We start from the raw sequence: 13,421 nt of genomic DNA, 5'->3' as shown, positions 1-13,421 counted from the left end.
CAAGGGGAGAAGCAAGGCAAGATTCAGACCATGGCGTTGCGCTATCACTTTGCAGTCGACGACCAGTCAGTTAGTTAGCTGGCTAAGGGGATGGCGCTGGCGCACCGAAAAATGGCACATTGACGCACCTGCCTGCGTGCACCCATCTGCTGTCCGGAAACTTTCATGGCTATCAGCAACGTTCAGACCGCCGCTGCCTCGGCGCCCGCTGCTCCGCAAAGCAGCCCATTGGTGATGCGTATCATCGGCGCGGTGGCGCTGGCGCATTTGATCAACGACCTGATCCAGTCGGTGCTGCCGTCGATCTACCCGATGCTCAAGGCCAATTACGGCCTGACCTTTACTCAGGTCGGGCTAATTACTCTGACCTTTCAGCTGACCGCATCTTTGTTGCAGCCGTGGGTCGGTTATCACACCGATCGGCACCCGAAACCGTGGCTATTGCCGGCCGGTTCGATCTGTACGCTGATTGGCATCGTGATGATGTCGATGGTCGGCAGTTTTCCGTTGATTCTGCTGGCGGCAGCGCTGATCGGTATCGGCTCCTCGACGTTCCACCCTGAGGCTTCGCGGATTGCCCGACTGGCTTCGGGCGGACGCTTTGGGTTGGCGCAATCGACCTTCCAGGTCGGCGGTAACGCAGGTTCGGCCTTCGGCCCGTTGCTGGCGGCGGCGATCATCATCCCGTTCGGCCAAGGCAATGTGGCGTGGTTCGGCTTGTTCGCGGTGTTTGCGCTGTTCGTGCTGTACCGCATCAGTCGCTGGTACGCCCATCACCTCAACCTGTTCAAGCTCAAGGCCGGTCAGGCAGCGACTCACGGGCTGTCGAAGGGCAGGGTGACCAGTGCGCTGGTGGTGCTGGGGCTGTTGGTGTTCTCCAAGTATTTCTACATGGCCAGCCTCACCAGTTATTTCACGTTCTACCTGATCGAGAAGTTCGACTTGTCGGTGGCCAGTTCGCAGTTGCACCTGTTCCTGTTCTTGGGCGCGGTGGCGGCGGGGACGTTCTTCGGCGGGCCGATCGGCGACAAGATCGGCCGTAAGGCGGTGATCTGGTTCTCGATCCTCGGCGTGGCGCCGTTTACGCTGCTTATGCCTCACGTTGATCTGTTCTGGACCAGCGTTCTCAGCGTGGTGATCGGCTTCATTCTGGCTTCGGCGTTCTCGGCGATCGTGGTGTACGCGCAGGAACTGGTGCCGGGCAATGTCGGGATGATCGCCGGAATCTTCTTCGGTTTGATGTTTGGTTTTGGCGGGATTGGCGCGGCGTTGCTGGGGCATCTGGCGGATGTGCACGGGATTGAGTACGTGTATTTCCTGTGTTCGTTCCTGCCATTGTTTGGCGTGTTGGCGATCTTCTTGCCGCGCACTAAAAAGGTCTGACGCCACACTATTCCCAACTGAGGGAGCGAGCCTGCTCGCGAATGCGGTGTGTCATCCGCAGAGATGTGAATGACACTCCCTCTTCGCGAGCAGGCTCGCTCCCACAGGGGAGATAGGTTCAGCAGTAAATTTCAGGCACAAAAAAGCCGCGTATCAGACGCGGCTTTTTCTTGGGCGTAACGCTTACACGTTGAAGCGGAAGTGCATCACGTCGCCGTCCTTGACGATGTAATCCTTGCCTTCCAGACGCCATTTACCGGCCTCTTTGGTACCGGCTTCGCCCTTGTACTGGATGAAGTCGTTGTAGGCGATCACTTCGGCGCGGATGAAGCCTTTCTCGAAGTCGGTGTGGATCACGCCGGCAGCTTGAGGTGCGGTGGCGCCGACTTTGACGGTCCAGGCGCGGACTTCTTCGACACCGGCGGTGAAGTAGGTCTGCAGGTGCAGCATTTCGTAGCCGGCGCGGATCACGCGGTTCAGGCCAGGCTCTTCCAGGCCCAGGGCCTCGAGGAACATGTCCTTCTCTTCACCGTCATCGAGCTCGGCGATTTCTGCTTCGATCTTGTTGCAGACCGGAACAACCATGGCGCCTTCTTCTTCGGCGATGGCGCGAACCACGTCCAGGTGCGGGTTGTTCTCGAAACCGTCTTCAGCGACGTTGGCGATGTACATGACCGGTTTGGTGGTCAGCAGGTGAAAGCCCTTGATCACCGCTTTTTCGTCGGCGCTCATGTTCTTCATCAGGCTGCGCGCCGGCTTGGCTTCGGTGAAGTGCGCGATCAATTGCTCCAGCAGAGCTTTCTGAACGACTGCGTCCTTGTCACCGCCCTTGGCATTGCGCGCGACTTTTTGCAGTTGTTTCTCGCAGCTGTCGAGGTCGGCGAAGATCAGTTCCAGGTCGATGATTTCGATATCGCGCTTCGGGTCGACGCTGTTGGAAACGTGGATCACGTTTTCGTCTTCGAAGCAGCGCACGACGTGAGCGATCGCGTCGGTTTCGCGGATGTTGGCGAGGAACTTGTTGCCCAGGCCTTCACCTTTCGAGGCGCCGGCAACCAGGCCAGCGATGTCGACGAATTCCATGGTGGTCGGCAGGATGCGCTTTGGATTGACGATGGCCGCCAGAGCGTCCAGACGCGGATCCGGCATCGGCACGATGCCGCTGTTCGGCTCGATGGTGCAGAAGGGGAAGTTCTCGGCCGCGATACCGGATTTGGTCAGGGCGTTGAACAGGGTGGACTTGCCGACGTTAGGCAGGCCGACGATGCCGCAATTGAATCCCATGGTGTTTCCCCTCGGAGTAGAGTCAGGCCTTCTGGCTGTGCAGGTTTTTCATCGCGCGGTTCCATTCCCCGGCGAGGATATCCGGCAGCACGCCGAGGGCAAAGTCGATGCTGGCATCGAGTTTTTCCTGTTCGGCGCGTGGCGCACGACCCAGGACGAAATTTGAAACCATACTGGCGACGCCCGGGTGGCCAATGCCAAGCCGCAGGCGGTAGAACGTATTCTGATTTCCCAGTTGCGCAATGATGTCGCGCAACCCGTTGTGACCGCCATGGCCGCCGCCCTGCTTGAGCTTGGCAACGCCCGGAGGCAGGTCGAGTTCGTCATGTGCCACGAGGATTTCTTCAGGCTTGATGCGGAAGAAACCGGCGAGTGCCGCCACGGCCTGGCCGCTGCGGTTCATGTAAGTGGTGGGAATCAGCAGACGAACATCCTGACCCTGATGCGAATAGCGCCCGGTCAGGCCGAAATATTTGCGATCGGCCACAAGATTCACATTCTGTGCGTGGGCGATACGCTCAACAAAAAGGGCCCCTGCGTTATGCCGGGTCTGGTCGTATTCGGCGCCTGGATTTCCCAGGCCAACGATCAGTTTGATGGCAGTCACGATAGGGGCCCTTCCTTTGAGTGGTGAGTAACATCGCCGCGATCAGGGAAAGCGGCGAAAGTGGACGAAAAATGCTCATTTACCATGGATGTAAACTCCGCGTTCTCGCCCGCTTTCTCGCTACGTTCCAGTCCGCGATGTTACTTGCTCACTCAGGCTAAACAGAGTGAATTACTCTGCTGCGCCTTCTTCGGTAGCTTCTGGAGCAACGCGTGGAGCGTGTACGTTTGCAACAGCTTTGTCGTCACCGTGAGCCAGTGCAACGAACTCAACGCCTTTAGGGGCTTTGATGTCGGACAGGTGGACGATTGCGCCGATTTCCAGAGCCGACAGGTCGACTTCGATGAATTCAGGCAGATCTTTCGGCAGGCAAGTCACTTCGATTTCGTTCAGGACGTGCGAGATCTCGCCGCCTTTCTTGACCGGAGCTTCTTCACCAACAAAGTGCACAGGCACGATAGCGGTCAGTTTCTGACCGGCTACGACGCGTACGAAGTCAGCGTGCAGAACGTGACCCTTGGACGGGTGACGTTGCAGAGCTTTGATGATGACGTTCTGCTTTTTGCCGCCAACGTTCAGTTCGATAACGTGGCTGTAAGCCGCTTCGTTTTCGAGCAGTTTGGCAACTTCTTTGGCCAGCATGCTGATGGATTCAGGGGCTTTTTCGCCACCGTAAACAACAGCTGGAACCAGAGCGGCGAGACGACGCAGGCGGCGGCTCGCACCTTTCCCCAGGTCGGAACGCACTTCAGCATTCAGAGTAAAATCGTTCATTTTGTATCTCCAAAATAGCCATGACCGGAGTGGCGTTTGCGACCAGCGCCAAACACGGTATGGGCAAAAAAGCCCCGCCCCGGCAGGAATGCCGGGGCGGGGCGCTTTTCGTCAACGAGACATTTCGCGAAGGGCAGGGCCCTTAACGGAACATCGCGCTGATCGATTCTTCATTGCTGATGCGGCGAACCGCTTCGGCAACAACCGGTGCGATATCCAGTTGACGGATACGTGCACAGGCTTGTGCTGCAGCGGACAGCGGGATGGTGTTAGTCACCACCAGCTCGTCCAGCACGGAATTTTCGATATTCTCGATGGCCCGACCCGACAGCACAGGGTGTGTGCAATAGGCAAAGACCTTGGCTGCGCCATGCTCTTTCAGGGCCTTGGCCGCGTGGCACAGAGTGCCGGCGGTATCGACCATGTCATCGACCAGAATGCAGGTACGCCCTTCGACATCACCGATGATATGCATCACTTCAGAGTGATTGGCTTTCTCACGGCGTTTGTCGATGATCCCGAGATCCACACCCAGGGATTTGGCAACGGCACGTGCACGCACGACGCCACCAATGTCCGGGGACACGATCATCAGGTTTTCGAAGCGCTGATCTTCAATGTCATCCACCAGAACCGGGGAGCCGTAGATGTTATCTACCGGAATATCGAAGAAACCCTGAATCTGGTCAGCATGCAGATCAACCGTGAGAACACGGTCGATGCCGACTACGGTAAGCATGTCAGCAACGACTTTCGCGCTGATAGCCACACGTGCGGAACGCGGACGGCGATCCTGACGGGCATAACCAAAATAAGGAATAACAGCAGTGATACGAGTAGCCGAGGAGCGGCGGAAGGCGTCAGCCATCACTACCAGTTCCATCAGGTTATCGTTGGTCGGAGCGCAAGTCGGCTGAATAATGAAAACGTCTTTACCGCGAACGTTTTCATTGATCTCGGCAGTAATTTCGCCGTCGGAGAACTTACCGACAGAGATGTCACCGAGAGGGATATGCAGCTGACGTACAACACGCCGAGCCAGATCGGGGTTAGCGTTCCCCGTAAAGACCATCATCTTGGACACGCGCAGTACCTAGAGGCTGAGGGTAACCTGGATGAGTATAGAAAATGGCAGGGGCGGCTGGATTCGAACCAACGCATGGCAGGATCAAAACCTGCTGCCTTACCGCTTGGCGACGCCCCTGTATCTGTTGCATCAAGTGCCGTGCACTTGGTTCCTTTAGAGCAGACTTTGCAGCTTGCGGTGCAACATCGAAACGTTGCTGCCTTTGGCTACAAACCCTGTAAGGGTCTCTGTCAGAAGGGCCGAGACTTTATCAGCTTCAGCTTTGCTTGGGAAGCCCCCAAACACACAACTTCCAGTTCCGGTGAGTTTTGCTTCGGTAAATTTACCTAACAAATCCAATGCGTTACGTACTTCTGGATAACGCCTTGCAACCACCGGCAAGCAGTCATTTCGACTGTTTCCCTCGGGAACGGGGCGCACTTTAATGGGCGGCGTGTTACGTGTCAACAAAGGATCGGAAAAAATTTCTGCCGTACTAACAGAGACTTGCGGCACGAGCACCAGATACCACGGTTCTTCGGGATTCACCGGGGTGAGTTTCTCGCCCACGCCCTCGGCAAACGCCGCGTGACCACGGACAAAAACCGGCACGTCGGCACCGAGTGTCAGGCCCAGTGCGGCCAGGCGATCCTCATCCCAACCCAACTGCCACAGATGATTCAGGCCGAGCAAAGTCGTCGCCGCATTCGAACTGCCGCCACCGATGCCGCCGCCCATTGGCAGGACTTTATCAATCCAGATATCGATGCCGAGCGTGCAACCGGACTGTTGCTGAAGCATTTTCGCCGCGCGCACGATCAGGTTGCTGTCATGCGGCACGCCGGCGAATTCGGTGTGCAATTGAATCACGCCGTCATCACGCACGGCAAAAGTGATTTCATCGCCGTAGTCGACAAACTGAAACAGCGTCTGCAACTCGTGATAACCGTCTTCACGGCGCCCGAGAATGTGCAGCATCAAGTTGAGTTTGGCCGGCGAGGGCAGGGTCAGGCGTGCAGCGGTCATCGGTTATTGTCCCAGCTTGCGCGGTTGCCAGGTCTTGATCACCAGCGTCACGTCAAGATCAGTGCCGTGCAGCTTGATGCGCTCCGGCAACCAGTAACCGTTTTGTTCGGTGTAGGCGGTGTATTCGACTTTCCAGCCATCCTGTTCGAGGTTGGCCAGGCGGCTGTCGGCATCCAGATTCAGGCGACTTTTGCTGTCCGGAGCGGGCAGACCACGGACCCACCAGGCCAGATTCGACACCGGCAGTTTCCAGCCGAGCTGTTCTTCGAGCAGGGCTTCCGGGGACTGCGATTCATAGCGACCCTGGTTGGCGACTTCTAGCGAGACCTTGCCCGGACGCCCAGTCAAACGTGCCGCGCCACGACCCAGCGGGCCGGACAAACGAATGTCGTAGTAATCCTGACGTTGCAGCCAGAACAGCGTGCCGCTACCCGAATCTTTCGGTGCGCGGATGCCGATCTTGCCGTCGATCTGCCAGCCGTCGAGGCTGGTCAGTTGCTGTTTGTTCGCGGCCCATTGAGCCGGACTGCCGTGGCCCTCGACCGATTCGCGAGTGCCAAAACCCGAGCAGCCAGCGAGCAGGGCGATGAAGCTGAAAACAATAACGTGGCGCAAAAACATGAGTTAAAGAGTCTCGGATCCGGTCAGGCGCTTGATGGTGCTGCGCAGAATGGTGCTGTCGGGCTGATCCTTGAGGAATTTGCCCCAGATTTGTTTGGCTTCACGCTGGTTGCCCTTGGTCCACAACACTTCGCCCAGGTGCGCGGCGACTTCGTGATCCGGGAAGCGCTCCAGCGCCTGACGCAGATATTTCTCGGCGTCATCCAGATTGCCCAGGCGGTAATTCACCCAGCCGAGGCTGTCGAGTACGGCCGGGTCTTCCGGGTTGATCTGGTGTGCCTGCTCGATCAGCGCTTTGGCTTCAGCGTAGCGTGTGGTGCGATCGGACAAGGTGTAGCCGAGTGCGTTGAGCGCCATGGCGTTGTCCGGATCACGCTTGATGATCAGGCGCAGGTCTTTTTCCATTTGCGCGAGGTCATTGCGTTTTTCCGCGAGCATGGCCCGGGTATAGAGCAGATTCAGATCGTCCGGGTATTGCAGCAAGGCTTGCTGCAAGACTTTCCAAGCCTTGTCGTCCTGTTTATTGGCCGACAGGGTTTCCGATTCGATCAGGTACAACTGAATCGCGTAGTCCGGTTGTTCGTCACGCTGGGCGGCGAGTTTGCTCTGCGCTTCAGCGGTTTTGCCGTTGTTCATCAGAATATCGGCCTGACGCAATTGCGCCGGCAGATAATCGTTGCCCGGGCCGACCTGGGCGTACTCGATGAGCGCGCCTTGCGGGTCGTTGCGTTCTTCGGCGATGCGACCGAGGTTCAGGTGCGCCGAATCGACGTGGCTTTCACGGGCGATCAAGTCTTCCAGATAACCCTTGGCTTCATCCCAGGCTTTGGCTTCCAGGCAGACCAATGCCAGCGAGTAACGCAGCTCGTCGTCTTCCGGGTATTGCTGCACAAGGCTGGAGAACTCGGCCTTGGCGTCGTCCATGCGGTCCTGTTCGACCAGCATGCGCGCGTAAGTCAGGCGCAGGCGCTTGTCGTCCGGGTACTTCTTGATGCTTTTTTGCAGCAGAGGCAGCGCTTCGTCGCCTCGGTTGAGAATTTGCAGCAGGCGCGCGCGCAGCAGAATCGGTGCGATCTCGCCGTCATCCGGCGGATTGTCTTCGAGCAGGGCCAGTGCGGCTTTGTTGTCACCGTCCTGCTGCAAGAGCAGGGCTTTGCCGAAAATCAGCTGGCTGTTGTTCGGATGGCGCTGCAACAAGCGGTCAAAACTTTTCATCAGGCCGTTACGGGTTTCTTGATCGGTATCCGCTGCCGACAACGCGAGGAAATCGAAATGGGTATCGCCCTTGCCTTGCAGGACCTTTTCCATATAGACCATAGAGTCGTCATAACGCCCGGCGCGCGCCAGTTGCACGGCAGCGGCGCGCTGCGCTTCGAGGTCGTCCGGGGCGTTTTTCGCCCAGATCAGCGCGGTATCGAGGGCCGGTTGATCGGCGCCCAGATATTCGGCGATACGGAAGGCGCGTTCGGAGACACCCGGATCCTGCGTATTGATGGCCTGGGTCACGTAGTTATCCAGAGCAATGTCGAAACGATTGCGCTGGCCGGCGAGTTCGGCGCTCAACAGGCTGAAAACGGTTTCCTCGCTGAACGAGCTGTAAACCTTGGGCTTTTCAGGCGCGGGCGTGGTGTCTTCAACCGACGGCGTACCGTCCGGCGAAACGGGAGCCAAGGCCTGGCAGCCGCTGAGGAAGACAAAAGCGAGGAGCAACGCGGAAGATCTATTCATATAGGAAGAGGACGACTAACCTGCGGTCGGATCATCATGACACAAGCCTTCGGCCAAACATAACCGAGACTCAATTGTGCCCATTATAGGGGCTGACGATTGGGACAATAGTCAGCGGTAGTTGTTCTGAATCTTTCGAAGGTGGACAATTGCCGGCTTCACGTCACCATCAGCGACCTTGAATGGCCTTCCTTGCACTCGGTATCAACCACAAGACTGCTTCAGTAGACGTCCGCGAGCGCGTGGCTTTTACTCCTGAACAGCTGGTGGAGGCCTTGCAGCAGCTCTGCCGACTGACCGACAGCCGCGAAGCCGCGATCCTCTCCACCTGCAATCGCAGTGAGCTTTATATAGAACAGGATCAGCTTTCTGCCGATATCGTGCTGCGCTGGCTGGCCGACTATCACCATTTAAGCCTCGACGAGCTGCGTGCGAGTGCTTATGTGCATGAAGATGATGCGGCAGTTCGTCACATGATGCGTGTCGCCTCCGGGCTCGACTCGCTGGTGCTCGGCGAGCCGCAGATTCTCGGTCAGATGAAGTCGGCTTACGCCGTGGCCCGCGAAGCCGGCACCATCGGCCCGCTGTTGGGGCGACTGTTTCAGGCAACTTTCAATGCCGCCAAACAGGTGCGCACCGACACTGCCATCGGTGAAAACCCGGTATCGGTGGCGTTTGCCGCCGTCAGCCTGGCCAAGCAGATTTTCAGTGATTTGCAGCGCAGTCAGGCTCTGCTGATTGGCGCCGGCGAGACCATCACCTTGGTCGCCCGCCATTTGCACGAGCTGGGGGTCAAGCGCATCGTCGTCGCTAACCGCACGCTCGAACGCGCCAGTCTGCTCGCCGAACAGTTCGGCGCCCACGCGGTGTTGCTGTCGGACATCCCGGCAGAACTGGTGCGCAGCGATATCGTCATCAGTTCGACCGCCAGTCAGTTGCCGATCCTTGGCAAAGGCGCGGTGGAAAGTGCATTGAAGCTGCGCAAGCACAAACCGATCTTCATGGTCGACATCGCCGTTCCCCGGGATATCGAGCCGGAAGTCGGCGAGTTGGACGACGTTTACCTCTACAGCGTCGACGATCTCCACGAAGTGGTCGCCGAGAACCTCAAGAGTCGCCAGGGCGCAGCCCAAGCGGCGGAAGAGATGGTTTCGGTCGGCGCCGACGATTTCATGGTGCGCTTGCGCGAGCTGGCGGCGGTCGATGTGCTCAAGGCCTATCGTCAACAGAGCGAACGCCTGCGCGACGAAGAGCTGCAAAAAGCCCTGCGCCTGCTGGCCAATGGCGGCAACGCCGAAGACGTGCTCGGACAACTGGCCCGTGGCCTGACCAATAAACTGTTGCATGCGCCCAGTGTGCAACTGAAAAAGCTTTCTGCCGAAGGCCGCCTCGATGCGCTGGCCATGGCCCAGGAACTCTTTGCCCTCGAGGGCTCACCGGATAGCTTTTCGGATAAAAAACCGCAATGAAAGCGTCACTGCTCAATAAGCTGGACATCCTCCAGGACCGTTTCGAGGAACTGACCGCGCTGCTCGGCGACGGCGAAGTCATTGCCGATCAGGCCAAATTCCGCGCTTATTCCAAGGAATACGCCGAACTTGAGCCGGTGGTACAAGGCTATAAAAAGCTGCTCAGCGTACAAAGCGATCTTGAAGGCGCGCAGGCGCTGCTCAAGGACAGCGACCCGGACATGCGTGAAATGGCCGTGGAAGAAGTCCGCGAAGCCAAGGAATTGCTGATCACCCTGGAAGCCGACCTGCAACGCATGTTGCTGCCCAAGGATCCCAACGACGGCCGTAACGTCTTTCTCGAAATCCGTGCCGGCACCGGTGGCGACGAGGCGGCGATCTTCTCCGGCGACCTGTTCCGCATGTACTCGCGTTACGCCGAGCGGCGCGGCTGGCGTGTCGAGATCCTGTCGGAAAACGAAGGCGAACACGGTGGCTATAAAGAAGTCATCGCCCGCATCGAAGGCGACAACGTTTACGGCAAGCTGAAATTCGAATCCGGTGCGCACCGCGTACAGCGCGTGCCTGCTACCGAATCACAGGGCCGTATCCACACCTCGGCCTGCACCGTGGCGGTATTGCCCGAGCCGGACGAGCGCGAAGCCATCGAGATCAACCCGGCGGATTTGCGCGTCGATACGTTCCGCTCCTCCGGGGCCGGCGGTCAGCACGTTAACACTACCGACTCGGCGATCCGCATCACGCACATACCGACCGGCACTGTCGTCGAGTGTCAGGAAGAACGTTCCCAGCACAAGAACCGCGCTCGGGCGATGGCCTGGCTGTCGGCCAAACTCAACGATCAGCAAACCGCAGCGGCGGCCAACGCGATCGCCAGCGAGCGTAAATTGCTGGTTGGCTCGGGCGACCGTTCCGAGCGGATTCGCACCTATAACTTTGCTCAGGGCCGGGTCACTGACCATCGCGTCAACCTGACCCTGTACTCGCTGGATGAAATCCTCGCCGGTGGCGTTGAAGCGGTGATCGAGCCGTTGCTGGCCGAATATCAGGCTGACCAACTTGCAGCGATAGGTGAATAAATGACCATCATCGCCAGCCTGTTGCGCGCCGCCGAATTGCCGGACTCGCCCACGGCGCGTCTGGATGCTGAATTGCTTCTGGCGGCGGCGCTGGGCAAGTCACGCAGTTTTCTGCACACCTGGCCCGAGCGCATCGTGCCGAGTGAAGCAGCGCTGACCTTTGCCGAATACCTGCAACGCCGCCGTAGCGGTGAGCCGGTGGCCTATATTCTCGGTCAGCAGGGTTTCTGGAAACTCGATCTGGAAGTCGCGCCGCACACGCTGATCCCGCGTCCGGACACTGAATTGCTGGTGGAAGCGGCGCTGGAATTGCTCCCCGCGACTGCGGCCAAAGTGCTCGACCTTGGCACCGGCAGCGGCGCGATCGCCTTGGCTCTGGCCAGCGAACGTCCTGCATGGAAAGTCACTGCAGTGGATCGTGTACTCGAAGCCGTAGCTTTGGCCGAGCGCAATCGCCAGCGCCTGCATCTGAACAACGCCACGGTGCTGAACAGCCATTGGTTCAGCGCGCTGGAAGGTCAGCGTTTCCAGTTGATCATCAGTAACCCGCCGTACATTGCTGCCGCCGACCCGCATCTGGTCGAGGGCGATGTGCGCTTCGAACCGGCCAGCGCGCTGGTTGCTGGTGAGGACGGGCTCGACGATCTGCGCTTGATCGTCGATCAGGCCCCGGCTCATCTGGAGGCCGCTGGCTGGCTGATGCTCGAGCACGGCTATGATCAAGCCGAAGCCGTACGCGACTTGCTGCTGACGCGCGGTTTTGAAGAAGTCCACAGCCGCACCGACCTGGGCGGTCATCAACGCATCAGTCTGGGGCGCCTGCCGTGCTGAATGATCAGGAATTGCTGCGCTACAGCCGGCAGATTCTGCTGCAACACATCGACATCGACGGGCAGTTGAAGCTCAAAGCCAGTCGCGTGCTGATCGTCGGGCTCGGCGGTCTCGGTGCGCCGGTTGCGTTGTACCTCGCAGCGGCGGGTGTCGGTGAGTTGCGTCTGGCGGATTTCGACACGGTCGATCTGACCAACCTGCAACGCCAGATCATCCATGACACCGACAGCGTCGGCATGAGCAAGGTCGACTCGGCGCTCAAGCGTCTGACCGCGATCAATCCCGAGATCCAACTGATTCCTCATCGTCAGGCGCTCGACGAGGATTCTCTCGCCGCCGCCGTGGCTGCGGTGGATCTGGTGCTCGACTGTTCCGATAATTTCTCCACCCGCGAAGCCGTCAACGCTGCGTGCGTAGCTGCGTGCAAACCGTTGGTCAGCGGCGCGGCGATTCGACTCGAAGGGCAGTTGTCGGTGTTCGACCCGCGTCGAGCCGAGAGCCCTTGCTACCACTGTTTATACGGCCACGGCAGCGAAGCTGAACTGACCTGCAGCGAGGCCGGTGTGGTCGGGCCGCTGGTCGGTCTGGTCGGCAGCTTGCAGGCGCTGGAAGCGTTGAAAGTATTGGTCGGTTTCGGCGAACCGCTGGTGGGTCGCTTGCTGTTGATCGATGCTCTCGGTTCGCGCTTCCGCGAGTTGCGCGTCAAGCGTGATCCGGGTTGCAGCGTCTGTGGTTCGCGCCATGCGTGAAGCGCCGATCGGCGTGTTCGACTCCGGTGTCGGCGGCTTGTCGGTGCTGGCGGAAATCCAGCGTTTGCTACCCAATGAATCACTGCTCTATGTCGCCGATTGCGGGCACATTCCCTACGGAGAGAAAACCCCGGAGTTCATCCGTCAGCGCTGCAGTGTGATGGCCGGGTTTTTCCGTGAGCAAGGCGCCAAGGCCTTGGTCATCGCGTGCAATACCGCGACGGTCTCGGGTGTCGCCGATCTACGCCGTGATTTTCCCGACTGGCCGCTTGTCGGTATGGAGCCTGCGGTCAAACCTGCCGCCGCCGCGACCCGCAGTGGGGTGGTCGGCGTGCTCGCCACCACCGGCACATTGCAGAGCGCCAAGTTCGCAGCACTGCTTGATCGCTTTGCCACCGATGTACGCGTGATCACCCAGCCATGCCCCGGTCTGGTCGAGCTGATTGAAAGCGGCGATCTGCACAGCGCCGAGTTGCGCCAGTTGCTGCAAGGTTATGTCGAGCCACTGTTGGCCAGCGGTTGCGACACGATCATTCTGGGTTGCACTCACTATCCCTTTCTCAAGCCGATGCTCAAGTTGATGATCCCTGCGGACATCAGTCTGATCGATACCGGTGCTGCTGTAGCGCGGCAACTTCAGCGGCTTTTGGCTGAGCGCGATTTGCTCGCTGCCGGCCCGAACCAACCGGTCAGATTCTGGACCAGCGCCGATCCTGAGTACTTTAAAAACATCCTGCCACTGCTCGGACAAAACGCTGGTGAAGTGCAAAACTTCGACTTGTAAAAAAATTGTGAAATAACTAA

Annotated in this window: 13 protein-coding genes and 1 tRNA gene; 6 read left to right on the top strand and 8 right to left on the bottom strand. The window is 58.8% G+C overall.

Annotated elements, in window-relative coordinates:
• Window positions 1–165 precede the first annotated feature (165 nt).
• On the top strand, window positions 166–1,383 hold the full coding sequence (locus tag HU718_RS25675; protein ID WP_186616457.1) for an MFS transporter: 1,218 nt from the start codon (window positions 166–168) through the stop codon (window positions 1,381–1,383).
• 183 nt (window positions 1,384–1,566) lie between these two features.
• On the opposite strand, the gene ychF is transcribed toward HU718_RS25675, so the two are convergent.
• From ychF to HU718_RS25635, 8 genes are all read right to left on the bottom strand, one after another.
• The gene (ychF, locus tag HU718_RS25670; protein ID WP_016987222.1) at window positions 1,567–2,667 is read right to left on the bottom strand and encodes a redox-regulated ATPase YchF; all 1,101 of its coding nucleotides are present in this window, start codon (window positions 2,665–2,667) and stop codon (window positions 1,567–1,569) included.
• Between the two features lie 22 nt (window positions 2,668–2,689).
• On the bottom strand, window positions 2,690–3,274 hold the full coding sequence (gene pth, locus HU718_RS25665) for an aminoacyl-tRNA hydrolase (RefSeq protein ID WP_008079560.1): 585 nt from the start codon (window positions 3,272–3,274) through the stop codon (window positions 2,690–2,692).
• A gap of 171 nt (window positions 3,275–3,445) precedes the next feature.
• The gene (locus HU718_RS25660) at window positions 3,446–4,048 is read right to left on the bottom strand and encodes a 50S ribosomal protein L25/general stress protein Ctc (protein ID WP_034156037.1); all 603 of its coding nucleotides are present in this window, start codon (window positions 4,046–4,048) and stop codon (window positions 3,446–3,448) included.
• 142 nt (window positions 4,049–4,190) lie between these two features.
• Window positions 4,191–5,132, bottom strand: coding sequence for a ribose-phosphate pyrophosphokinase (locus HU718_RS25655; protein WP_003171603.1), 942 nt, complete (start codon window positions 5,130–5,132; stop codon window positions 4,191–4,193).
• Between the two features lie 45 nt (window positions 5,133–5,177).
• Window positions 5,178–5,252, bottom strand: a tRNA-Gln gene (locus HU718_RS25650).
• A 36-nt stretch (window positions 5,253–5,288) separates the two neighbouring features.
• Window positions 5,289–6,140, bottom strand: coding sequence for a 4-(cytidine 5'-diphospho)-2-C-methyl-D-erythritol kinase (ispE, locus tag HU718_RS25645; protein ID WP_160041802.1), 852 nt, complete (start codon window positions 6,138–6,140; stop codon window positions 5,289–5,291).
• Between the two features lie 3 nt (window positions 6,141–6,143).
• Window positions 6,144–6,761 carry a lipoprotein insertase outer membrane protein LolB gene (gene lolB, locus HU718_RS25640; protein WP_102901128.1) on the bottom strand — a complete coding sequence of 206 codons (618 nt, stop codon included), beginning with the start codon at window positions 6,759–6,761 and terminating at the stop codon, window positions 6,144–6,146.
• A gap of 3 nt (window positions 6,762–6,764) precedes the next feature.
• Entirely contained in the window at window positions 6,765–8,489 is a 1,725-nt protein-coding gene (locus HU718_RS25635) for a tetratricopeptide repeat protein (protein WP_102901129.1), read from the bottom strand.
• A 182-nt stretch (window positions 8,490–8,671) separates the two neighbouring features.
• Between HU718_RS25635 and hemA the strand changes: the two genes are divergently transcribed.
• Genes hemA through murI form a run of 5 tightly spaced genes read left to right on the top strand, consistent with a single transcriptional unit; the run spans window position 8,672 to window position 13,401 of the window.
• Entirely contained in the window at window positions 8,672–9,958 is a 1,287-nt protein-coding gene (gene hemA, locus HU718_RS25630) for a glutamyl-tRNA reductase (protein WP_007951716.1), read from the top strand.
• Complete coding sequence (gene prfA / locus HU718_RS25625) at window positions 9,955–11,037, top strand: peptide chain release factor 1 (protein ID WP_095050606.1); 1,083 nt, start codon at window positions 9,955–9,957, stop codon at window positions 11,035–11,037. Before hemA ends, prfA begins: the two co-directional genes overlap by 4 nt.
• Window positions 11,038–11,868 (top strand): peptide chain release factor N(5)-glutamine methyltransferase, encoded by an 831-nt coding sequence (gene prmC / locus HU718_RS25620; RefSeq protein ID WP_186616458.1) that lies wholly within the window; start codon window positions 11,038–11,040, stop codon window positions 11,866–11,868.
• The gene (locus HU718_RS25615; protein ID WP_150730844.1) at window positions 11,862–12,617 is read left to right on the top strand and encodes a molybdopterin-synthase adenylyltransferase MoeB; all 756 of its coding nucleotides are present in this window, start codon (window positions 11,862–11,864) and stop codon (window positions 12,615–12,617) included. The genes prmC and HU718_RS25615 overlap by 7 nt, the downstream gene beginning before the upstream one ends.
• Window positions 12,610–13,401 carry a glutamate racemase gene (gene murI, locus HU718_RS25610; protein WP_110721187.1) on the top strand — a complete coding sequence of 264 codons (792 nt, stop codon included), beginning with the start codon at window positions 12,610–12,612 and terminating at the stop codon, window positions 13,399–13,401. The genes HU718_RS25615 and murI overlap by 8 nt, the downstream gene beginning before the upstream one ends.
• Window positions 13,402–13,421: the final 20 nt, after the last annotated feature.

The organism is Pseudomonas tensinigenes (genome assembly GCF_014268445.2).
Classification (GTDB): Bacteria; Pseudomonadota; Gammaproteobacteria; order Pseudomonadales; family Pseudomonadaceae; genus Aquipseudomonas; species Aquipseudomonas tensinigenes.
This window is presented reverse-complemented; position numbering and strand designations above follow the sequence as displayed.

Bases quoted from the DNA above. Each gene is read 5' to 3' on its own strand.
- prfA (WP_095050606.1), top strand. From the start codon at position 9,955: ATGAAAGCGTCACTGCTCAATAAGCTGGACATCCTCCAGGACCGTTTC.
- murI (WP_110721187.1), top strand. From the start codon at position 12,610: ATGCGTGAAGCGCCGATCGGCGTGTTCGACTCCGGTGTCGGCGGCTTG.
- lolB (WP_102901128.1), bottom strand. From the start codon at position 6,761: ATGTTTTTGCGCCACGTTATTGTTTTCAGCTTCATCGCCCTGCTCGCT.
- ispE (WP_160041802.1), bottom strand. From the start codon at position 6,140: ATGACCGCTGCACGCCTGACCCTGCCCTCGCCGGCCAAACTCAACTTG.
- prmC (WP_186616458.1), top strand. From the start codon at position 11,038: ATGACCATCATCGCCAGCCTGTTGCGCGCCGCCGAATTGCCGGACTCG.
- HU718_RS25660 (WP_034156037.1), bottom strand. From the start codon at position 4,048: ATGAACGATTTTACTCTGAATGCTGAAGTGCGTTCCGACCTGGGGAAA.
- HU718_RS25635 (WP_102901129.1), bottom strand. From the start codon at position 8,489: ATGAATAGATCTTCCGCGTTGCTCCTCGCTTTTGTCTTCCTCAGCGGC.
- HU718_RS25675 (WP_186616457.1), top strand. From the start codon at position 166: ATGGCTATCAGCAACGTTCAGACCGCCGCTGCCTCGGCGCCCGCTGCT.
- hemA (WP_007951716.1), top strand. From the start codon at position 8,672: ATGGCCTTCCTTGCACTCGGTATCAACCACAAGACTGCTTCAGTAGAC.
- ychF (WP_016987222.1), bottom strand. From the start codon at position 2,667: ATGGGATTCAATTGCGGCATCGTCGGCCTGCCTAACGTCGGCAAGTCC.